The organism is Pantoea sp. X-Soil-TKNS-1207 (assembly GCF_059730485.1).
Genome location: NZ_AP035958.1, coordinates 2,072,177 through 2,094,117, shown reverse-complemented (window position 1 = coordinate 2,094,117; position 21,941 = coordinate 2,072,177). Strand labels below are relative to the sequence as shown.

Annotated in this window: 20 protein-coding genes; 8 read left to right on the top strand and 12 right to left on the bottom strand. The window is 56.8% G+C overall.

Annotated features, from left to right (window positions below; all coding sequences use genetic code 11):
- The first annotated feature begins 41 nt into the window (after window positions 1-41).
- Window positions 42-1,463: an aldehyde dehydrogenase family protein gene (locus tag AC6I8V_RS09850; protein ID WP_497845680.1), complete on the top strand. Its 1,422-nt coding sequence runs from the start codon at window positions 42-44 to the stop codon at window positions 1,461-1,463.
- A gap of 292 nt (window positions 1,464-1,755) precedes the next feature.
- Here the strand turns inward: AC6I8V_RS09850 and AC6I8V_RS09845 are convergent, their stop codons facing one another.
- The 7 genes from AC6I8V_RS09845 to AC6I8V_RS09815 all read right to left on the bottom strand — a co-directional run bounded on the left by AC6I8V_RS09845 (window position 1,756) and on the right by AC6I8V_RS09815 (window position 10,589).
- Window positions 1,756-2,946, bottom strand: a complete 1,191-nt coding sequence (locus AC6I8V_RS09845) for a cytochrome c biogenesis protein DipZ (RefSeq protein WP_497845679.1) — start codon at window positions 2,944-2,946, stop codon at window positions 1,756-1,758.
- A gap of 15 nt (window positions 2,947-2,961) precedes the next feature.
- Entirely contained in the window at window positions 2,962-3,720 is a 759-nt protein-coding gene (locus AC6I8V_RS09840) for an alpha/beta fold hydrolase (RefSeq protein WP_497845678.1), read from the bottom strand.
- Between the two features lie 157 nt (window positions 3,721-3,877).
- Window positions 3,878-5,491 (bottom strand): hypothetical protein, encoded by a 1,614-nt coding sequence (locus AC6I8V_RS09835; protein WP_497845677.1) that lies wholly within the window; start codon window positions 5,489-5,491, stop codon window positions 3,878-3,880.
- Window positions 5,492-5,633: 142 nt separating this feature from the next.
- Window positions 5,634-7,244, bottom strand: a complete 1,611-nt coding sequence (locus AC6I8V_RS09830; RefSeq protein WP_497845676.1) for a hypothetical protein — start codon at window positions 7,242-7,244, stop codon at window positions 5,634-5,636.
- A 219-nt stretch (window positions 7,245-7,463) separates the two neighbouring features.
- On the bottom strand, window positions 7,464-8,762 hold the full coding sequence (locus AC6I8V_RS09825) for a sensor histidine kinase (RefSeq protein ID WP_497845675.1): 1,299 nt from the start codon (window positions 8,760-8,762) through the stop codon (window positions 7,464-7,466).
- A complete protein-coding gene (locus tag AC6I8V_RS09820; protein ID WP_497845674.1) occupies window positions 8,759-9,499 on the bottom strand; it encodes a response regulator in 741 nt (246 codons plus the stop codon). The genes AC6I8V_RS09825 and AC6I8V_RS09820 overlap by 4 nt, the downstream gene beginning before the upstream one ends.
- 91 nt (window positions 9,500-9,590) lie before the next feature.
- Window positions 9,591-10,589: an alpha/beta fold hydrolase gene (locus AC6I8V_RS09815; protein WP_497845673.1), complete on the bottom strand. Its 999-nt coding sequence runs from the start codon at window positions 10,587-10,589 to the stop codon at window positions 9,591-9,593.
- A 115-nt stretch (window positions 10,590-10,704) separates the two neighbouring features.
- Between AC6I8V_RS09815 and AC6I8V_RS09810 the strand changes: the two genes are divergently transcribed.
- Window positions 10,705-10,881: a hypothetical protein gene (locus AC6I8V_RS09810; RefSeq protein WP_497845672.1), complete on the top strand. Its 177-nt coding sequence runs from the start codon at window positions 10,705-10,707 to the stop codon at window positions 10,879-10,881.
- A 104-nt stretch (window positions 10,882-10,985) separates the two neighbouring features.
- Here AC6I8V_RS09810 and AC6I8V_RS09805 read toward each other — a convergent pair whose 3' ends face one another.
- Window positions 10,986-11,690, bottom strand: a complete 705-nt coding sequence (locus AC6I8V_RS09805; protein ID WP_497845671.1) for a pirin family protein — start codon at window positions 11,688-11,690, stop codon at window positions 10,986-10,988.
- A 152-nt stretch (window positions 11,691-11,842) separates the two neighbouring features.
- A complete protein-coding gene (locus tag AC6I8V_RS09800; RefSeq protein ID WP_497845670.1) occupies window positions 11,843-12,475 on the bottom strand; it encodes a glutamate racemase in 633 nt (210 codons plus the stop codon).
- Window positions 12,476-12,593: 118 nt separating this feature from the next.
- On the opposite strand from AC6I8V_RS09800, the gene AC6I8V_RS09795 reads away from it, so the two are divergent.
- The 3 genes from AC6I8V_RS09795 to AC6I8V_RS09785 all read left to right on the top strand — a co-directional run bounded on the left by AC6I8V_RS09795 (window position 12,594) and on the right by AC6I8V_RS09785 (window position 15,326).
- Window positions 12,594-13,226: a LysE family translocator gene (locus AC6I8V_RS09795; RefSeq protein ID WP_497845669.1), complete on the top strand. Its 633-nt coding sequence runs from the start codon at window positions 12,594-12,596 to the stop codon at window positions 13,224-13,226.
- Window positions 13,220-13,774, top strand: a complete 555-nt coding sequence (locus AC6I8V_RS09790) for a P-loop NTPase family protein (protein ID WP_497845668.1) — start codon at window positions 13,220-13,222, stop codon at window positions 13,772-13,774. The genes AC6I8V_RS09795 and AC6I8V_RS09790 overlap by 7 nt, the downstream gene beginning before the upstream one ends.
- Window positions 13,775-13,859: 85 nt before the next feature.
- The gene (locus AC6I8V_RS09785; RefSeq protein WP_497845667.1) at window positions 13,860-15,326 is read left to right on the top strand and encodes a catalase; all 1,467 of its coding nucleotides are present in this window, start codon (window positions 13,860-13,862) and stop codon (window positions 15,324-15,326) included.
- A 52-nt stretch (window positions 15,327-15,378) separates the two neighbouring features.
- Here the strand turns inward: AC6I8V_RS09785 and AC6I8V_RS09780 are convergent, their stop codons facing one another.
- Window positions 15,379-17,739, bottom strand: a complete 2,361-nt coding sequence (locus AC6I8V_RS09780; RefSeq protein ID WP_497845666.1) for a membrane-bound PQQ-dependent dehydrogenase, glucose/quinate/shikimate family — start codon at window positions 17,737-17,739, stop codon at window positions 15,379-15,381.
- Between the two features lie 130 nt (window positions 17,740-17,869).
- On the opposite strand from AC6I8V_RS09780, the gene AC6I8V_RS09775 reads away from it, so the two are divergent.
- Window positions 17,870-18,091, top strand: coding sequence for a hypothetical protein (locus tag AC6I8V_RS09775; RefSeq protein WP_497845665.1), 222 nt, complete (start codon window positions 17,870-17,872; stop codon window positions 18,089-18,091).
- Between the two features lie 280 nt (window positions 18,092-18,371).
- Window positions 18,372-19,340, top strand: coding sequence for a GT-D fold domain-containing glycosyltransferase (locus AC6I8V_RS09770; RefSeq protein ID WP_497845664.1), 969 nt, complete (start codon window positions 18,372-18,374; stop codon window positions 19,338-19,340).
- Between the two features lie 13 nt (window positions 19,341-19,353).
- Here the strand turns inward: AC6I8V_RS09770 and AC6I8V_RS09765 are convergent, their stop codons facing one another.
- Window positions 19,354-19,719 carry a hypothetical protein gene (locus AC6I8V_RS09765; RefSeq protein WP_497845663.1) on the bottom strand — a complete coding sequence of 122 codons (366 nt, stop codon included), beginning with the start codon at window positions 19,717-19,719 and terminating at the stop codon, window positions 19,354-19,356.
- A gap of 244 nt (window positions 19,720-19,963) precedes the next feature.
- Between AC6I8V_RS09765 and AC6I8V_RS09760 the strand changes: the two genes are divergently transcribed.
- On the top strand, window positions 19,964-21,283 hold the full coding sequence (locus AC6I8V_RS09760; protein WP_497845662.1) for an MFS transporter: 1,320 nt from the start codon (window positions 19,964-19,966) through the stop codon (window positions 21,281-21,283).
- An 8-nt stretch (window positions 21,284-21,291) separates the two neighbouring features.
- Here the strand turns inward: AC6I8V_RS09760 and AC6I8V_RS09755 are convergent, their stop codons facing one another.
- Window positions 21,292-21,921, bottom strand: a complete 630-nt coding sequence (locus tag AC6I8V_RS09755; RefSeq protein ID WP_497845661.1) for a DapH/DapD/GlmU-related protein — start codon at window positions 21,919-21,921, stop codon at window positions 21,292-21,294.
- Between the last annotated feature and the right edge of the window lie 20 nt (window positions 21,922-21,941).

The following is a 21,941-nucleotide window of genomic DNA, read 5'->3' as shown; positions in this document are numbered from 1 at the left end:
GCTACTTTGCTCCACACACACGCCTTACAGGAGAACAGCCCATGCGTTCCATCGAACACATTTATATTAACGGTCGCTTCGTTACCCCGGCAGGAACCGAGTGGCTGGATATTATCAGACCTGCGGACGGCAGCGTTATCGGCAAAGCCCGGCTGGCGGATGAGAGCGATGCGTTGCAGGCGATCGCCGCCGCCAAAGCTGCGTTCCCGGCATTTTCCCGCACCAGCGTGCCGGAACGTCTGGCGTTACTGGAAAAGATGTATCAGGCGCTGCGCCAGTGCGAAGACGAACTGCACGCGGCGATCCGCGAAGAATATGGCGCGCCCGCTTCCCGTTCGCAATGGATGGCAACCTATCCGGCTGACGTCATCAGACAAGTGATGACCGAGCTGCACACCTTCGCCTTTGAGCAGCAAACCGGGCGCGCCAGGGTACAGCTAATGCCGCTGGGCGTGGCCGGTCTGATCACGCCGTGGAACAGTAACGCGGGCTTTATCTGCAACAAACTGGCGACCGCCATAGCCGCAGGTTGCACAGCGGTGATTAAACCCAGTGAATTCAGCGTATTGCAGACCGAGGTGGTGACGCGTGCGCTGGACCGCGCCGGATTGCCGCCCGGCGTGTTCAATATCGTCACCGGCCGTGGCGCCAGCGTCGGCCAGGCCATCAGCACCAGCCCGGATGTGGCGAAAATCTCCTTCACCGGATCGACAGAAACCGGCAAAGCCATCCTGCGCAGCGCAGCGGAGAGCTTTAAACGCGTCACGCTGGAGCTGGGCGGCAAATCCCCCACCCTGATCCTGCCCGACGCCGATGCCGCCAGCGCTGCCGAACTGGCAGTGCAGGCGGGCTTTATCAATAGCGGCCAGGCCTGCATTGCCGGTACGCGCATTCTGGTGCCGGAGCAGCGTAAAGCCGAGTTCGAGCGCGCGCTGACCGCCGCCGTGCAACGTCAACGCTCCGGTGACCCAGCAGATGCGGCCACCACCATTGGCCCGATGATTAACCAGCAGCAGTGGCAACGCGTGCAGCGCTATATCGAGCTTGGCTTACAGGAGGGCGCGCGCCTGCTGACCGGCGGGAGTGGACGGCCGGAAAGCCTCAGCAGCGGCTGGTATGTCAAACCGACGCTCTTCACCGACGTCAGCAATGATATGACCATCGCCCGAGACGAGATCTTTGGTCCGGTGCTATGTCTGCTGACCTACCGTGATGAGCAGGAGGCGATCGCCATCGCCAACGATACCCGCTATGGCCTGTCGGCGCTGGTTATCGGTCAGGACGATGCCAATGCCCGCCGGATAGGTGAACAGCTGCTGGCGGGCCGGGTGATGATTAACACCCTGGCGCATGAGCCGCGCGCCCCTTTTGGTGGCTTCCGCTGCTCCGGGATGGGACGCGAGATGGGACAATGGGGGATTACGGCGTTTCTGGAGCCGCGCGCATTGACGCTGGCCCCGTGATGCAGACAATCACCGCTGCCGACCAGACCAATCGCCGCTGCCATCCTTGATGCGGTGCGAATAAATTCGCACCCTGTAGGGTCGGCATTAATGCCGACCAGGCCAATTGCCGCCACCATCCTTCATGCGGTGCGAATAAATTCGCACCCTACAGGGCTGGCATTAATGCCGACCAGGCCAATTGCCGCCACCATCCTTCATGCGGTGCGAATAAATTCGCACCCTGTAGGGTCGGCATTAATGCCGACCAGGCCAATTGCCGCACCCGACCAGGCCCGCAGCGCCGTTCCCATCAGGCTTTCGCCTGCTGCAACAGCTGCTGAATCACCTTCTCCTGGCCCGCATAATCCCCTTCACCAAAGGCGGTGTAACGCAGCTGACCGTGGGCATCAAAAATATAGTGCGCGGGCCAGTACTGGTTGCCGAATCGATTCCAGATGGCGTATTGGTTATCAGCCACCACCGGGTAAGGCAGATCCCACTGCTTAATGGCGCGCGCCACGGCATTGGGATCGCGCTCCCACGGATATTCCGGGGTGTGCACGCCAATCACCACCAATCCCTCCGCCTGATATTTCTTCGCCCAGTCACGCACATGCGGCAGCGTGTGCTGACAGTTGATGCAGTCGTAAGTCCAGAAATCAATCAACACCACTTTGCCTTTCAGATCGGCAGGCGTCAGCGGCTGACTGTTAAACCAGGAGGATCCGCCTGTCAGCGTCGGCAGGCGGTTGCTGTCCACCGGCTCCACCACCGGCAGCGGAGTGATTTTCGCCGCACGGGTCGGCAGGAACTGGCTCAGGCGATGCTCAACATTTTGCGCAAAGGCCGGTCCCGCCTGTAACGCCCCTTGTCTGCCGCTGACCAGCAACGCCACCGCCGCGAGGATCAACACGCCAGCCCCCTGACGTAAACGCGCCGTCACCGCCAGCCCCGGACGCAGACGGGCCAGCAAGCCGCGTCCGGCAAACCACAGCAACGCCAGCATCAGAGCACAGCCGCTGCCGTAAGCGGCCAGCAGCAAACCGACCGCAAGCGGATCCTGGCCGGTGATCGCCAGACTCAGAATCGCCCCAAGTACCGGACCGGCACAGGGCGACCACAGCATCCCGATCGCCATCCCGGCCAGTAACGCCGCCGTCAGGCCGCGACGACGGTTGCTGGCATCATTGATTCGATTGCCCAGCCGCATAAACGGCGTGGTGAGGAACTGTGCCGCCCTGGCAGACAGCAGCGTGATGGCGGTCAGCGTCAGGAATAACAGCGCCAGCCAGCGACCGGCCGCCGTCACCTGCGCCACCCATGCGCTGGCCACCGAAATCAGCAGCGACACCAGGGTGAATATCAACACCATGCCCGCCAGCAGCGCGGCCATCTGCCCGCGTTTGCCGCGTACGCTGGCAAAAACGAACGGAATAACCGGCAGCGTGCAGGGACTTAGCAAGGTCAACATGCCGGCAAGAAACGCGATAATAAATGACATAGCCTGCCTCCTGATTTATTGCTGGTTAACGTCTTCAACGGCGCGGGTAATCACCTGTGCGACCGTGGTCGGGTGGCTTAGCATCGCGGTGTGGCTGGCCGCCACGCTGCTGACATGGGCATGGATCTGCCATGCCAGCGCCCGTTCCAGATCGGGGTTAATCATGCGATCCTGGGTGCTGACCAGATACCAGCTCGGCTTTTGCGCCCAGGCGGCCTGAGTCACTTTGTCGCCAAACGCCGCCGCGCGGATCGGCCCCTGGGTTACCGCGAGGGTCTTCTGCACGGCAGCGCTGCTGTCCGGAGCAAAGTCTTTCGCCACGGTTGCCGCAGGCAGATAGAGGAATCCCTCCGCTGTTTTGGCGATACCGGCGCTGCCGGGAGGTGCCGGGTAGCTATTGACCAGATCGGCGGTCGATTGCCCGGCCTGAGGCGCAAAAGCAGCCACGTAAACCAGGCCCTTCACCCGCGCATCGTTGCCTGCCGCGGTGATCACCGTTCCGGCCCAGGAGTGGCCCACCAGCACCACATCCCCTTGTGCGCGGGCGATGGCGCGTTGCGTGGCTGCCACATCGTCCTGCAACGAGGTCAGCGGCAGCTGGACTGCAATGACATCAAGGTGGTGGGATTGCAGCTGTGGAATGACCTTGTTCCAGCTGCTGCCATCCGCAAAGGCACCGTGCACCAGAACCACGGTTTTGACCGGTGCGGCGCTGGCAGCAAAGGAAGCGGCGAGCGTGGCAGCGGCGAGAGCGCTAAACAGAAACTTTTTCATCAGAAACCTCGTGAACATCGGTGAGTGAAAGGGTCCACTGCGTTTTCAGGCAGTGGGCATAGTTAACCCTCCGCTTGTGTTCACAACGTTTCCGCCACCCCCCGTTTTTGTCGCCCTGCATGTCGGGAGGTGGCGTAGATACATAAAGCGACAAAACTCAGGGTGTGACGGTGACGCTGACCACATCGCCAAGAGGTTTGGCGGTGGCCGGTCGGTTGACGTTATCCGTCAGCCCGATGGTGAATTTCCCGCCCTGCGGATGCCAGCTCTGATAAATTTTCACTTTCGCCACCCCTTTGCTGCCCGCTTTGATTTTCTGATAGCTGCCGAATTTTGTACCCGCTTCATTCAGGCTAAAAAGATAATAATCATTGCGTCCTTCTGTGGCCGGAGGTGCCTGATATTGGATGGTGATGCCCTGGTCAGCTTCATCGCGGGTAAAATTATCGGGGCCATCATGCTGCACGCCGAGGTTATTTTGTTCATCACCCGTCGGGTTCAGGTCATAAACATACAGGGTGTCTTTCACCGTGATATAAATATGATTATTTTCCTGAGTAAAACCACGGGTCACGTCGTTATCAGTGTTAATCGTGAAAATTCGTTCTGACTGATGCGTATCGGGTGAGAAGCGCCAGAAATCATAACGCCGGATATCATCCTCCGATTGATGATCGCGATCGTCTTCAACCAGATAAGTGGCATAGCTGTAACCCATGCCGGAGTCTTTAGCGAAAACTGGCGATGCGAGAAAGGTCAGCCGATCGCCATTATTCTCCATCGGCGGGTGGATCACTCCCTGTATTTTCCCTGTATCGGTGTCGATCGCCAGAATACCCGCATCTTCAGCACTCAGGTTATTTTTGGCATAAAGTTTACCATCTGGCGCAATCACCAGGCTTTGCAGTGGCCCGGATTGTAATTGCGCGGAATAAGCAATCTGCCAGCGCAGAGGGTCTGCGGGCGAAGTAAAGGGTTGCATCTTAGCCAGGAATACATTCCCCATCCCGCCATCCAATCCGCCTGAATAGACATTGCCCTTATCATCCATCGCAACTTCAAAACCATTAATCACCGAGGGGCCATGATTAATGGCAACGCGATCGACGAGAGAAACAAGTTCCGTCTGTTTTCTGCCAATCAGATACAGCTGCGAATGATCCGGACTGACAATACTTCCCCTTAAGGCAAACAGAAAGTTTTTATCCCACAACTGCGTCCTGCTATTAACATCAACAGCAGCCACTGCGGTATGATGTTGATCGCCAGAAAATCTCGCAACCGTGCTGGTATATAAAGTCGACCCGCTTTTATCAAAAAAGAATTTATCCAGATGAACATCTTCTTTACTGAACAAAATATCGCTCTGATGATCCTGGTATTTAACATTATAAATCCCTATCGATGTTTTATTATCGACACCTTCCTCATAAATTACCCAATCAGTAGAAACAAAGAAGTTATTATGCTGGCCAGGGATAATTTTCTGTGACGCTTTACAGGATGCTTCACTGCCGGCCGGACCCGATATTCCCCCTTTAAATACCTCTTTAAGATCATTTTTAAGTACCGTATATGCCAGACTGTGCTTATTGTCATGCGCATAGCCTAATGCGTAAACATCCCCTTCAGGCGTGACATTGACAGCACAAACAGATCGAAAATTAAGATTGTATTTTTTTACTTTATGTTCTTCCGCATTGACAGAATAGGAAAGCATTGAGGTGGCCATTGCAAGAAGCACAGATAATGAAAAATTATTCTTTCTCATAAATCCCTTAAGAAATTTATTATTTAATCGATATACAGAAGAGAGTCGGGATGTCATGCCAGAAAGCCCAGGCATTGCGTAGCAGCGCGATAATTCGCGCCGCTGCGCATGTTCTCACTCAAACTGACAGACACCAGGACAGTCAGGGTGTGACGGTGACGCTAACCGCATCGCCAAGGGGTTTAGCGGTGGCCGGTCGGTTGACGTTATCCGTCAGCCCAATGGTGAATTTCCCGCCCTGCGGATGCCAGATTTTATGGATTTTTACTTTCGCCACCCCTTTGCTGCCCGCTTTGATTTTCTGATAGCTGCCGAATCTGGTGCCCTCTTCATTCAGGCTAAAAAGATAATAATCATTGCGCCCTTCTGTGGCTGGAGGTGCCTGATATTGGATGGTGATGCCCTGGTCAGCTTCATCGCGGGTAAAATTAGTGGGGCCATCATGCTGCACACCCAGGTTATTTTGCCCGTCATCCGTCAGGTTCAGGTCATAAACATACAGGGTGTCTTTCATTGCAAGATAAATACGATTATGTGCCAGAGTAAAACCACGCGGCACGCCGTCATCGGTTTTAAGGGTGAAAAGCGCTTTGGATTGATAGGTGTCAGCTGAAAATCCCCAGATATCATAGCGCCGGATATAATCCTTCACCTGCTCAGGATAGCCTTCAACCAGTAAAGAAGAGTAGCTGTAGCCCATGCCGGATTCTTTATCGAAAACGGCCGGTGCGATAAAGGCCAGCTGATCGCCATCCGCGTTCACTGGCGGATAGATTGACGCGCGCAGCCTACCGCTACTGGCATCAATTTGCATAATACTCGCCCCGGCCACGCTTGCTTTACTGCTGACGTAAAGCGAACCATCAGGTGCGATCGCATAACCATCCAGAATTTCAGGTCTTAATTGTGACGAATAGGGAATCTGCCAGCGTACGGGATCGGCTGGTGAAGTAAAAGGTTGCAGCTGCGCCGCAAATACCTGCCTCTCGCCGCCATCTATTCTGCCGGAATACACGTTCCCCTGATCATCGGTCTTAGCATAAAAACCATTGACCACCGAAGGGCCTTCGCTAATAACCGAATGATCGGTGAGAGAGACAAGTTCCGATTTCTTTTCGCCAATCAGGTAAAGTTTAGAATGATCCGGGCTGACAACACTTCCCCTTGAGGCATGGAGAAAATCTTTACTCCACAGTGGCGTCCTGGTATTTACATCCACCGCCGTCACCGTTGTATGCTGTCGGTTCTGGGACCATGTCGCATAGGTAGTGGCATACAGGATCGACTTTGTTTTATCGAAAAAAAGTTTATCCAGGTGGACTTTTTCTTTGCTTAACAACACGTCATGCTGGTTTTGTTTGTAATTTACCTGATAGATATAGGTGGCCGATTCATAATCGGCATCATGATGGGTGATGATCCAATTTGTCGGGACAGTGAAATCATCATGTTCGCCAGGGATGATTTTTTCTGATGAACTACAGGAGGCTCGGCCTCCGGTCGGGGTGTGAATTTCTCCTTTGAAGGTTGTTTTCAGGTCATTTTTAAGGACGGTATAGGCCAGGCTGTAATCATTATCACTGGCATAACCCAGCGCGTAAACATCCCCTTCTGGCGTCACCTGCATCGCGCAAATCGTTTTTAAATCGAGCGGATATTCTTTTAATTTATTATCTTCAGCCAGTGTCGTAAACGAAAGGAATGATGTGGATAGCGCCAGACAAACGGCGACGGAGCAATAATTATTTCTCATAAAGTCCCTTTTGCAACGTATTATTTAATTTCTTTCTTTGCCCAAAAAGTTATTTGAACAAAAAAATAATCTCACGAGGCGGGGAGATTATTAAATGGCTAAGGGATTATGAAGTTGTGAATTAATACTGAGTTAGCTTAATCAGGCGGAAAGTGAACACTCCCTCAGACAGCTGTGTGAACGCAGTCTGAGGGAGGTGGCGAGCAATCTGAAAAAACCTTAATTACGCGCCAGGGTGATTTGCGCATCCAGACCGCCCTGCTGACGATTACTCAGGGTCAGACGGCCCGCCATCTGCCCCACCAGCTCTGAGGCAATCGCCAGTCCCAGCCCGGTGCCACCGGTATGGCGGTTACGCGAGTTCTCCACGCGATAAAAGGGTTCCAGCACCGCATCCAGTTCCTCTTCCGGGATGCCGGGTCCGTTATCACGCACATGGATCACCATGCCGCCGTCCGCAGCGTTCAGCAGTTGTACTTCCGCCTCACCGCCAAATTTCAGCGCATTATCAATCAGGTTGGTCATCACGCGGCGCAGCGCCTGCTGACGAACGTTGAAGTTATCGCCGCCGCTACAGGGCAGAAAAGTCACCGCTTTGCCCACATCCTGATAATCACAGGCGATGCTATCGAGAAAGGCGTTCAGACTCACCTTATGCGGCGCCTCATCGGGCAGTTGCGCCGATCGCGCATAGTCGATGCCCTCACGCACTAGCCGACTCATATTGTCCAGATCGCCCAGCAATTTATCCCGCAGCTCAGGCTGTTCGGACATCTCGACGCGCAGCTTCATCCGGGTGATCGGCGTTTGCAAATCGTGGGAGATGGCCGCCAGAATCTGCGCCCGCTCTTTCAGATGGTCCTGGATACGCAGCTGCATCGCGTTGAATGCGCGCGCCGCCTGCTGCACCTCGGCCGGGCCGTTTTCCGCCATAATGCTGGCGCTGGCGGGTTTCAGCCCTTCAACCGCCTGGGTAAAACGCATAAAAGGACGCACCACCTGACGCACCGCGACCCAGGCGCACAGCGCCAGCAACACCAGCTGCGCCAGCAACACCACCGGCAGCCAGCGGGCGATGGCGGGCATCTGCGGCCAGAGATCCAGCGTCAGCGGCGAGCCATCGTGCAGGGTAATATGCGCCTGAATATGCAGACGCGGGCCGGGAATATTGCTGAAACTCAGCGGGTAGCGCCCACCCAGCGTCTCCTGTAGGGAGCGGATGGCATCCCTGGCACGCCAGCTGTCGGGCCAGGGGCCTGGCTCTCCGGCTGAGAGTTGATAGCGATAGTTGCCGCGCGCCAGCTTTGCCAGCCAGCCTGGCCGCTCCGCTGGCGACAGGTGATCAAGAATCGCCACGCTGGTGGCAACGTCATATTCAAGGTTGCCAAGCATCACGCTTTTGGCGCTGCTCATGCGTTCAATCATCAGGCTGACCACCGTCATACCGTTCGCCAGCACCAGTCCGAACAGCACGATCAACAGCAGGCGTGACAGCAGCGAGCGCGGCCACAGCCTCATAGATTCACCTCTTTGATGGTGACCGGTGAGGCCAGCACATAGCCTTCGCTGCGGACCGTTTTGAGGTAAGCCGGTTCGCGGGCATCGTCGCGCAGACGCTGGCGCAGGCGGCTCACCAGCAGGTCAATCGAGCGTTCGAACAGCTCGGCATCACGGCCCTGGGTCAGGTTCAGCAGCTGATCGCGCGTCAGTACCCGCTGCGGATGGTCGAGGAACACGCGCAGCAGCCGGTACTCGGCACCGCTCAGCGCAACGATCACCCCTTCGCTATCCAGCAGATGACGCGCCGAGGTATCCAGTTGCCAGTCGCCAAAGGCGATCAGGCGGCCGGTTTCGGTGATTTGCAGATTGGGCGGCAGCGCGCGGGTGCGCCGCAGAATGGCTTTGATCCGCGCCAGCAGCTCGCGCGCGACAAAGGGTTTTATCAGGTAATCATCCGCCCCCATTTCCAGTCCGAGGATACGATCGCTGTCTTCACTGCGTGCGGTCAGCATCAGGATGGGCAGATTACGTTGCGGGTCGCTACGCAGCTGACGACATAACGTCAGACCATCGTCGCCAGGCATCATAATATCCAGCACCACCAGATCCACCGCATTGGCGGCCAGCACCGCGCGCATCTCCCGGCCATTGGCGGCGCCGGTGGCGCGATAGCCGGATTTAATCAGATAGTCAGTAACCAGCTCGCGAATATCCCGGTCATCGTCAACCACCAGGATGTGATCGATATGCTCCAAAACAACCCCCTGTCATTAGCTCGGTAAAAGGACGGATGCAAAAAAGACCGGTAACGAAATACCGGCCTGAAAACAACTTATTACCACAAAACTACATTTTTGCCGCATCGACCACGGCGTTGACGAAATCCTGCGGATCTTCGGCGGGTGGATTATGTCCGATATTGCCGCTGAAGGTGCGATGTTCATATTTGCCGCTGAATTTAGCCCGGTAGGCGGACGGCGCGGGATGTGGCGCACCGTTGTTATCCCCTTCAATTGTAATGGTCGGCACGCTAATTACCGGCAGCGTCGCGAGTTTTTTCTCATAGGCTGCATATTTGTGCTCGCCCTGCTCCAGCCCCATACGCCAGCGATAGTTACTGACGGTAACGGCAACCTGATCCGGGTTATCCAGCGCCTGCGCGCTCTGGTTAAAGGTGGCGTCCGTGAATTTCCAGCCTGGCGATGCCTGCTGCCAGATCAATTTCGCGAAATCATGGGTATTTTTTGCGTAACCTTCGCGGCCACGCTCGGTCGCGAAATAGAACTGATACCACCATTGCAGCTCCGCCTGCGGCGGCAGCGGTTTTTTGCCGATCTCCTGGCTGCTGATCAGATAACCGCTGACGGAAACCAGTGATTTCACCCGCTCCGGCCACAGCGCCGCCACGATATCCGCGGTGCGCGCGCCCCAGTCAAACCCGGCGAACACCGCCTGTTTTATCCCAAGCGTATCCATCAGCGACACCACATCAGCCGCCAGTGCGGAGGGTTGACCGTTGCGCGGCGTCGCTGCCGACAGGAAACGGGTGGAACCGTAGCCGCGCAGATAAGGCACGATAACGCGGTAGCCGCGCGCGGCCAGCTGCGGAGCGACGGTGGCGTAGCTGTTGATGTCGTAGGGCCAGCCGTGCAGCAGAATCACCGGCTGTCCATCGCGTGGGCCAATATCGACATACCCGACGTTGAGCACGCCGGATTTGACCTGATGGATGGTGTTGAAGGCCGCCGCGTAGTCGGCTTCAGACGAAGTGGCCGCAGCGGCATGGCCAGCGGTGAACAGCGTAGCGGCAGCGATCAGTGTGGCCAGCAAAGGTTTACGAAACATGGCGGTATCTCCTGCGTGATAGCGAATTGGGTTAATGAGTGACAACGCCTACATAACACCATGCCGATGTATAGGGCTTGTTTCTGCAACCCCGGTTTTTTGCCTCAGGATGTATGTGTCGCCAGGCCAGATACAGTGCGATACAAACCGACGCGATACCGGCGTGCCGGGATTTGCGGCGCAGGCGGGTTTGACGGGCTGCTGCTGGATATCGGGGCTGATCCCGATGGTGGAGAGGGCCGCGCAGGCGCTGGTGAAAGCAACCTCAGCGCTGGCGGCGGATTTTCGGTGATAGCCTGCGCGATAAATACGTGCGATTTATCGCGCGCTTTTTGACCGCATCGTCAAAGCTGCCGCCCCTGCCGTCAGCATATCAATGACGGCTTTATTGGCGCTTCATTGCCCGGATACGGTGCCGCTCATCACGGCGGGGGCATCGGCCTGCACGAGAAAACAGATCAGCGTGGCATCACGTTCACCGCGCAGCTCCGGCAATGGCTGGCTGTCGCTGACCGCATCGCCTTTATGCAGCCGCTGATCACCCACACGCACCACCCCATCCAGCAGGGTGATCCAGGTGGCGAAACCGTCGCGCTGCGGCACGGCCAGCGGCCGATCGCGTTCCAGCTTCAGGTCGTAAACGTAGACCGCCTGGCGCAACGTTAAGGGAGCGGCGCTGCCTTCCGGCCCCGCCAGCAGTGTCCAGGCATTGACCGCCGCGCCGTCCGGTCGGGTGAAAAGCTGCACCCGTCCTTCACCCCCGGCCGTGGCTGGCCGGATATAGGCCTGCAACATTTCGCTTTCGATCAACGGCGCCGATTCCTCATGGCGCAGGCCGTCACCGGCATTCACCACCATCACCCGTTTGGCGTTAAGCGGCGTACGTTCGCCGTTTTCATGCTGATGCTGCGCCGAGCCACGCCAGACGTAGCTGAAAATCTCATCATCCTGATGGGTGTGCATCGGCACCTGCGCCCCGGTTTTCAGCGTCATCTGGTCGATGATCGCCAGCGGGCCAAAAGCCGCGCCAGGGCGTTGACGACGAATGGTAAAAGGACCGTATTCAAACAGCTGGTCAGGCTGCGCACGCAGTACGTTCATGGTCAGTCTCCGGGTAATCCGTGAATACCCACCATGATAGAGACTGGAAAATTGCACACCAGTAGCCGGATTTGCTCGGTTAAATCAAAATTTTTCACCATTGATGATCGACAGGCGGCGCGGTCGCCATTCATGGCGACCCGCTCACCGGGTTATTTCAGGCAGCGTTGCAGCGCCAGCAATGGGCTGGTGAGCGGACGTCGCGCTGCTGCGATATCCTGCGCCGCTGCGGCCATCGACACCTGCGCCAGCGCCACATTGGCGGCGCCCTGTTGCCACGCCTGATCCACCGCCGCCTTAATCAATTCACGGTAGCCCACCAGGTCGCCCGCTTTAAACGCGGTCCAGGCACCGGGGATCAACCGCACCTCGGGCGACGGTCCGCTCAGCCCTGGCGGGCAAAACAGCGCAGTGGTCGCCGCCACCGTGGACTCCGCCGCGCACAGCACCACCGATTTCCCTGCGCGATGGTGCACTTCGTCGGCCAGCATACGGTCAGTGCGGTATACCGTGCAGCGATTGGCCGTGTTGCGGAAACTGTCCGCCACCGGGCCGAGTGTCGAACAGGTGATCAGGATCGTATCGAACCAGGGCGTCAGGCTGTGCAGCAGGGCATCCAGTCGCCCCTGCTGTTCCGCCGTCATCCCGCCGCTCAGCTCCGCTTCCGCCAGCAGGTGCGGCATCACCAGATGACTTAACGCTCCAGACGGCATCTCAAGGCTGGCAGCGGCCTGATCGAAGAGGGAGATATTGCTGGCGGCGGTATGTAAACAGGCGATGGTCATAGGGCATCCTTTCTGAGGTTTTTTTAGTGGTTCCGCTCATTATCCTGCTTAGCCGCGTTGCATTAGTCACGAAATTTCATCAGAATTATTTAATATTGCCATCAGTGGTTTAGCGTCAATGGATCTGCATCTCGTTGCTTTTATCATCGCCATTCTGCCGGTTGCCCTGTCGCCGGGAGCCAGTTTCACCCTGGCGATTAACAATACCCTGACGGCGGGCAGTCGCGGGCTGGCGGCGATAATTATCGGCACCGCGCTGGGCATTTATACCCATGCGCTGCTGATTGGCCTCGGTATCAGCGCCCTGCTGCTGCGTTCCCCCACCATCTTTACCCTGCTGAGTTTTGCCGGTGCGGTCTACTTGTTCTGGCTTGGCGTACAGCTGATCAAACGCGGTCGTAATGTCGCCTCGCCTTATCTTTCCCGCAGCCCGAGACGCACCACCATCAAAGATGCCTGGCTGGCGAATGTGCTCAACCCCAAAGCGGTGATGCTGTACCTCACCGTGGTGTCGCAGTTCGCCGGGAAACAGGGGCCGCTAAGCCACTTCCTGCTGCTGGCGACGGTGCATATCCTGATCATGAGCCTGTGGCTGGTTGCGGTTTGTTACGCGCTCCTCACCTCCGCCAAACTGATTAACATCCAGAAAATGGGTTACTTTATTAACGTTGCCGGAGGCGGCGTGCTGGTGGTTTTCGCGCTGCAAAATTTCGTGCAGCTGCTGCTAAATCTAATGGGAATTTCATGGTAGACCCGATTGTTTCTCTTGCCGAACTCGGCCCTCGCATCTGCATTCTCGGACCGTCCAATAGCGGAAAATCGACGCTGGCACGGGCTATCGCCAGCAAAACCAGCGCGCCACTGGTGCACCTCGACCAGCTTTATCACTATCCGCACAGCCACTGGCAGGCACGCAGCGAGGCGGAGTTTTTCCAGCTGCATCAGGAAGCGATTGCCGGTGAGCGCTGGGTGATGGATGGCAACTATGTCCGTTACCTGCCCGACCGCCTGGCCCGCGCCACCGGCCTGGTGTTGCTGGAGATCAGCACCTCGCGCAGCCTGCTGCGCTATTTCCGCCGCACCCTGTTTGATGCGCAACGCGTCGGCGGCGTGGTGCCGCAGGGCCAGCGTGAACGGCTGACGTGGGAGATGCTGCGTTATCTGCTGGTGCATACGCGCGGTAAAAAGCAACGCAATCAGACGATGTTTGATGCCTGGCAACAGCCGAAGCTGCTGCTGTCCAGTCACGCTCAGGTGCAGGCCTGCTATGAGGCGTGGGGATTAACGCCTCACGTCTGAGCAGACCCGCCTCTCCAGGCAAGGTGAGAGAGTGCTGCTACCCTTAGTAGCTGGATTATCCCTACAAAAGCTGGAGACATTATCTATGAGCAATGATGAGCGTAAGCCAACCACCACCGATGCAGGTATCCCGGTGGCGAGCGATGAGCACTCCCTCTCCGTAGGCCCGGACGGTCCGCTGTTGTTACACGATCACTATCTGGTTGAACAGATGGCGAACTTCAACCGTGAACGCATTCCTGAGCGCCAGCCGCACGCCAAAGGCAGCGGCGCCTTCGGCTATTTCGAGGTGACGGAGGATGTCAGCCGCTATACCAAAGCCGCGGTGTTTCAGCCGGGCACGAAAACCGATGTGTTGATCCGTTTCTCCACCGTCGCCGGTGAGCGCGGCAGTCCGGATACCTGGCGCGACCCACGCGGATTTGCCCTCAAGTTCTATACCAGCGAGGGTAATTACGACATGGTGGGCAACAATACGCCGGTGTTTTTTATCCGCGACCCGATGAAGTTTCAGCACTTTATCCGTTCGCAAAAGCGGCGTGCCGACAACAACCTGCGCGATAACGATATGCAGTGGGATTTCTGGACGTTGTCGCCGGAATCATCGCATCAGGTCACCTGGCTGATGGGCGATCGCGGCATCCCCAAAAGCTGGCGGCAGATGAACGGCTACTCCAGTCATACCTATATGTGGGTAAATGCGCAGGGCGAGAAGTTCTGGGTCAAATACCATTTTCACACCGACCAGGGCGTGGACTTTCTTACCCAGGAAAACGCCGATACCCTGGCGGGACAGGATGGTGATTACCATACCCGCGATCTGTTTAACGCCATCAAAAACGGTGATTTCCCCAGCTGGACGCTGTACATGCAAATCATGCCGTTTGCCGACGCTGAGACCTATCGGTTCAACCCGTTCGATCTCACCAAGGTGTGGCCGCATAGCGACTATCCGCTGATTAAAGTCGGCAAGCTGCTGCTGAACCGCAACCCCACCGATAACCATGCGCAGATTGAACAGGCGGCGTTTGAACCCAATAACCTGGTACCCGGCATCGGTCTCAGCCCGGATAAAATGCTGATCGGTCGCATTTTTTCCTATGCTGACGCGCACCGCGCCCGTCTTGGGGTCAACTACAAGCAGATCCCGGTCAATGCGCCGCAGGCACCGGTCAACAGCTACAGCAAAGATGGCGCCATGCGTATCCAGCCGGTCTCCGATCCGGTGTATGCCCCCAACTCCAAAGGTGGCCCGGTGGCCGATGGCGACCGTTATCCGACCGATTCCACCTGGCCCGCCAGCGGCGATATGGTGCGCGCTGCCTACACCTTACGTCGGGATGATGACGATGTCGGCCAGGCCAATACGCTGATCAATAAAGTGATGGATGATGCGGCGCGTGACCGGCTGGTGAACAACGTTAGCGGCCATCTGCTTAACGGCGTGGAGGAGCCGGTGTTGTCGCGTGCCTTTGCCTACTGGCGCAACATCGATCAGGCGATTGGCGATCGCATCGCGCAGCAGGTGCTGGCCGAACGCGCAAAACGCTGAGCCACCCGCATAAAAAAAGGCGCCCTCAGGCGCCTTTATCATGATTTCAGGTTTATTTCAGACGGAACGCCACCACGCTGTCACCCAGTTTGGTGCCCAGCGAACCGTGTCCTCCTGCGGCAATCACCACATACTGCTTACCGTCCTTGCCCATAAAGGTGGCAGGCGTAGCCTGCGCGCCGGCACTCAGCTCGGTCTGCCACAGCAGTTCGCCGGTGGTGCTGTCGTAAGCGCGGAAGAAGTTATCTGCCGTTGCGCCGTGGAACACCAGATCGCCTGCGGTGACCAGCGGCCCGCCGTGCGCCACCATCCCCATCGGGAAGCCAATCGGGAAGCGGCCCGGCAGGAAGCTGGTGTTGAGGTTTTTGGTCGTCCCGGTGCGGCGCAGCCACTCGGTTTTACCGGTTTTCAGATCCACACCGACCATACGTCCCCACGGCGGCGCGATACACGGAATGCCGAGATCGGATGCCAGCTGCTGAATATGGATGGCGTAATCACCGTGGAAGTTTTCGTTCCAGTAGGGTTGGCCATCTTTGGTGAACAGACGTTCGGTGGCGGTCTGCGGCGTACGCTTGATCAGCGTATATTTGTAAGCCAGACGCACCGGCGCAGCAATCAGCAGCTGACGCTGCGGATCAACGGCGACGGAACCCCAGTTAAACACGCCGATGTTGCCAGGTAAGATTAGCGATCCGCCTTCGGTGGCTGGCGTCCACGGGTTACCGTCGTAACGCAGGGTGCGGAAATCCATGCGGCATGACATCTGGTCAAACGGCGTGATGCCCCACATCGATTTTTCCGTCAGCGGCTGCGGAATAAAGTTCAGGCTGGAGACCGGCTGGGTTGCCGCGAACTTCTCACCTTCCACACCCCCTTCCGTCGAGACCCTGACCTGATTGACCGGATACACCGGCTGGCCGGTCAGACGATTCAGCACAAACAGGTTGCCGGTTTTGGTCGGCAGGATCACCGCAGGCTGATGCTGGCCCTGATAATCGATATCCACCAGTGACGGCTGAGACGGGTTATCGCGGTCCCACAGATCGTGGTTGGAACTCTGGTAACGCCATTTAAACGCCCCGGTGTGCAGGTCCAGCGCCACCAGCGCATCGCGGAACTTCTCGGTGTTGCTGCTGGCATCACGTTCGATACCCACTTCATCCGGCGAGGCGTTGCCGAACGGCACATACACCAGACCGTTTTTCAGATCGGCACTCAGCGTACCCCAGGCCACCGGGGTGTCCTGCGGATAGGTCTGACCTGCGGCGATCGGCGCGGTATTTTCCGGGTTCGCCGGATCGAAGTTCCACACCAGACGGCCACTCTGCACGTCATAGGCGCGGATCACCCCTGACGGGTTGCCGCTGTTGAAACCGTTGTCCATTACCGAACCGCCGACAATTACCAGATTACCGGCGACCAGCGGGGCAGCGGTTTGCATCAGCGCGTGCGGACGCACTTCACCCATATTGGTATGCAGATCCACGACGCCGTCGTTGCCGAAGTCCGCGCAGCGTTTGCCGGTATCGGCATCCAGCGCGATCAGCTGGGCGTCGGTGGTGGCATTGAAGATGCGCTTACGGCAGATGGCTGGCGCTGCTGCGCTGGCGTCAGCGGCCACCGGCGTCTGCTCGTAGTAGCTGACGCCGCGGCAGGTCTGATGCTGTTGCAGGTAGGAAGGATCTTTCGCCGGGACGTATTTCCACTTCACCGCGCCGGTTTCCGGGTCGAGTGCGTGCACCTCGTTATGCGGCGTACAAAAATAGAGCATCCCGTTGGCTTTTAACGGCGTCGCTTCGAAGGTGTATTCGCTGGCGTCATCCCCCTGGCGCAGATCGCCGGTGTGATAAGTCCATGCCACCTCGAGGTTTTTCACGTTGTCTTTGGTGATCTGATTCAGCGCGGAGAAACGCAGGCCGTCGGTGGAGCCGCCGTAGGCAGTCCAGTCGTTCTTCGCGCCCTGAGCGCCGCTCTGCACGCGTTCATTGCTGATGGTCCCTGCCTGCGGTACCGGATCGTAGAAGCACAGACCAATGACCACCAGAATCATCACGATCACCGTGCCGCCGAGGAACGGATGGAAACGGCGCTGCGCCTGATACAGCGGCTTCACCACCCACGGCATTGCCAGCCACAGGCCAATCACGCCGAACAGGTCGCCGCGTGGGATCCATTGCCACTTATCAAAGCCCACTTCCCAGACAATCCAGGCCAGCGTAATCCACATCAGAATGGCATAGAGCGTCAGGGCGCTACGCTGTTGTCTGAACAGTAAAATGGCGGTGATCAGCAAGCCCACCGCCATCAATGCGTAGAACGCACTTCCTCCCAGCATCAGCAACTTGCCGCCCATATAGAGCAATGCGATAGCCAGTATCGCCAGCACGATGCTGGTTAGTTTGTTAACCATGCTTCTCCCTCAAGCCTTTTTCAAAGTTACCCAATTTCATCTAAAAGAAAATTACAGATGTTCAACATAATTTTAACTGACGTTAAGAAAATGCAAAAACACATTGGCGGTCGTGTCATAAGAATCACTTATGAATTTAGCGCAGCTTATCTCAGCACGTTGCCGCCTGTGTCATTGTGTGATTGAAATCACGTTTCATTATTGGTTGGGAGAATTAATCATTACTAAGGATAAATCGCACCTTTTGATCATCGTACGCACAAAAATGCCGCAGCAGGGCGACGTATGCGGCTGGCAAAAATATATTTTGGTGCCCGAATGGGCTTATTTTCAGACCCGCGCCTTCGATTAGCGCCAGCGTGGCCTTTTTCTGGCGCGTCTGTATCGAATGAATTTATTTAATCAGTATTTACTGCCCGCTTGCGAATAATCCTGGTCAGGTCGATCAATTGCCCCGATTTTATTCAACTTTTATTTTTTACTTTCAAGCGGATTTATTTACCGCTGATAATGGCCTGCGCGCTTCGGTTTATTTTGAGAGTTTCCTCATCCTGAAAACGCCAGCCAGACATGCTATAAATCACGCGACCGTTGTTCTGCGGTTCCGGCCGCTTATAAATATAAGGTTAATTATGATCAGCGCAGAGTCACTTTATCGCAAATTACGTTTCCCGTTTAAACTCGCCCATGCAGCGTTGAAATACCCGCTGGCTAATGCCCATGCCAGGCAGTACCGGGTGTTATCGCCAGAGCAGACCGTTGACCTGCTGCTGAGCAATGACCATCTCTCTATCAGCCGTTATGGCGATGGCGAGCTGGAGATGACGTTGTTTAAACATATCGGTTTTCAGTCGTTTGATGAGCGTTTATCTATTCGTCTGAAAGAGATTATGCGGCGCGGCGCCAATCATAATAACCACTGTTTATTGTGTATGCCGGACGCGTTTCGCGGCACCACGAATATGCGTTTTGGTTCGGCGCTTTTCTGGTTCTTTCATAAGGCGTTTTATTTCCGCCGTTATGAATCATTATTAAATAAAGGTTATATTTATGGCAACACGTCGGTGACACGACCCTATCATGATTATAAAGATAAGGCGCAGTCTGCGACGATATTTGCCAAATTTAAGCAACTGTTTAAAGACAAAAAGATTTTAATCGTGGAAGGCAGTGGCACCCGTTTAGGTATCGGAAATGATTTGCTGGAGGGAGCCAGCGAAATCAGGCGCATCACCACGCTCAATCGCAACGCTTTTTCCGTCTATAACGATCTCTACATCGCCGTGCTGGAACATGGACGCGCCTTCGATATGGTACTGATGTCACTCGGCCCGACGGCAACCGTGCTGGCCTGGGATCTCAGTCAGCATGGCATCCGCTGTATCGATAGCGGGCATATCGATATTGAGTACGAGTGGATGCGCAGCGCCGCACGCGACAAAGTGCAGGTGGCGGGCAAGAACGTCAATGAAGTCGGCGTGCTGCTCAGCGATGACGCGCGCGATACGGATGAAACGTATCGCAGCCAGATTCTGCTGCACATCGGCGCACCACCGGAAGCCACCATGGCCATGGTTCCGTTGCATCAGTCCGTGGTGTGATTATCTGGTGAAGTCAGGATGACTTCGCCAGCCACTCCTGAAGTTTGCGTAAGGAGACCGGTGCCTGATAGACCGTCCCTTTCCCCTCTTTCAGTGGCCGTAACAATTTCCGCTCCGCGAGCGATATTAAGCGACTGCGCGCGGTGTTATCCGCGATCCCCAGGCGCGCTTTCACGCCCGCCGCACTGAGTAACGCACCCGGCGCGTTTAACGCCATCGCCATAATATCCAGTTCACCTTTGCTCAGGGAAAGATGGGTTTCAACCCAGTGGGTTAATCGCGCACGCTCCTGTTGCAACGTTGCCCGCTGTTGCGTAAAGGCGTGAACGGCGCGTGTCACCACATCACACTGAAACTGAATGAAATAGGTCAGATCCATGTCATCAGTCTCGGTATAGATTGAGATAAGCGTCCTGAGCAAAGCGTGAATCAGCGGTAAGGGCGACGCCCGGCCCAGCGCTCGCACTGTAAAGGTTCGCTTAAGCGATCATCCTGGTGCAGCCGCGCAGAAATACACGGCGGCATTATTTGACAGGGAGTTAGCGGGCACATTGTTAGCATGATCAGCAATATGGCATCGGATTTGCTTAACCTTCCTGTGTTCTTTTCACAGGAGTCGCCCGATGAAAGCCTCGTCTACCCGCTATGCCATTTTCTCGCTGTTGTTTCTGATTGCCCTGATCAACTACGTCGATCGGGGCGCACTCTCCTTCGCTGCTAACGCCATCGCTCAGGAGTTTCATTTCAATAAGGTACAGCTGGGGGCCGTGCTGAGCTATTTTGGCTTTGGCTATCTGTTTGGCTCGCTGTGCGGCGGTTTTCTGGCAGATCGGCTCGGCACCAAAAAGGTGTGGCTGGCCGCGGGCATTCTCTGGTCGCTGCTGGAGATCGCCACGGCCTGGGCTGGTGAGCTGGGAATGGCGCTGTTTGGCGGCTCGGCGATTATGGGCTTTGCCGCGTTGCGCGTGCTGTTTGGTTTTTCCGAAGGCCCGGCCTACGCGCTGATGAACAAAACCATCGCGCACTGGGCGCCGGATAAGGAACGCGGCTTTGCGCTCAGTATCGGTCTGCTCAGCACCCAGGTGGGATCGTTGCTGACGGCGCCGATTGCCGTCGGCCTGCTGCTGCTGACCAATGACTGGCGCATGATGTTTATTCTGCTCGGCGTGTTTTCGCTGCTGGCGATGCTGCTGTTCGCCCGTACCTTTACCGATACGCCGCAACAGCATCCCCGCGCTAATGCGGCCGAACGTCAGCTGATTATGCAGGGACAGTCAACCGCAGCGCACCATGAGGGCGCGCTGCCGTGGTGGCGTTTCTTTACCAGCCGCACGCTGGTGTGCAACGCCCTCGGCTATTTCAGCTTCCTTTACATCACCTTCACACTGGTGACCTGGCTGCCAAAATATTTGCAGGACAATTTCCATTATGACCTGCACTCCCTGTGGTATGTGGCGATGATCCCGTGGAGCGGCGCCTGCATCACCGTGCTGCTTGGCGGACGAATTGCCGATCGCCTGCTGGCACGCTTTAACAACCTGCGACTCGCCCGCAACCTGTTCGCCGCCGTGACCCTGCTGGGGACGGCCTGCTGTTTTATGGCGATCCCGTGGGTGGGTTCCGCCGCCGGTATCATCGCGCTGATGACGCTGGGCAACGCGCTGAACGCGCTGGTGAATAACGTTTACTGGTCGGTCGTGATTGATGTGACGCCGAAAGCGTCGGTGGGCGCCTACAGCGGGATGACGCTGGCCATCGCCAACCTCGCCTCCATCATCTCCCCGATGCTGTGCGGCTGGCTGGCGCAGTACTATGGCTACAACGCCATGTTTACCGTCACCGCCTGCATTGCCCTCGGCAGTATGCTGGCGATGACGCTGCTGCAACCGGAGAAACGTTTGCAGGCGGAAGCGGCAGCACCCGCCGTGCAACAGGCGTTGTAAGACAACGGCTAACCGTGCCGCTGGCAGAAGGCGGCGATATCGCCGGACTGAAAATCCGCCAGATTCGCCATCAGTTTCTCCAGCGGCCAATGCCACCAGGCGATAGCCTGCAACTGCGCAGCGATGGCCGGGGTAAAACGCATACGAATTGGCCGCGCCGGTACGCCGCCGACGATGGTATAAGGCGGCACGTCTTTGCTCACCACCGCCCCCGCCGCCAGCACCGCGCCGTCGCCCACGGTGACGCCGGGCAGCACGATGACGCCGTGGCCGATCCACACATCATTGCCGATAATGACGCGGTCAGCGCGACGCTCCGCAAAGAAACCCGCATCCCGCACCGCCTCGCTGTCGTAATATTCCGGGCAGTAGGTAAACCGGTGCTGCGAGGCGCGATCCATCGGATGATTCGGCGCACCAATCCGCACCTGATTGGCGATAGCGGTAAAGCGGCCAATCTGCGTATCGGCAATGCAGCAGTGCTCACCCACGTAAGAAAAATCACCTAATTCGCTGTATTCGAGATAGCTATGCGCGAGAACTTCACACTGCTGACCAATGTCGGTGACGCGCATACGTACGCTGGGATCGATAACGGTGTGTTGCAGTTTGGCCGGTTGCACAGCAGCGAGTGACATAGCGAAAGCTCCGTAGTGGT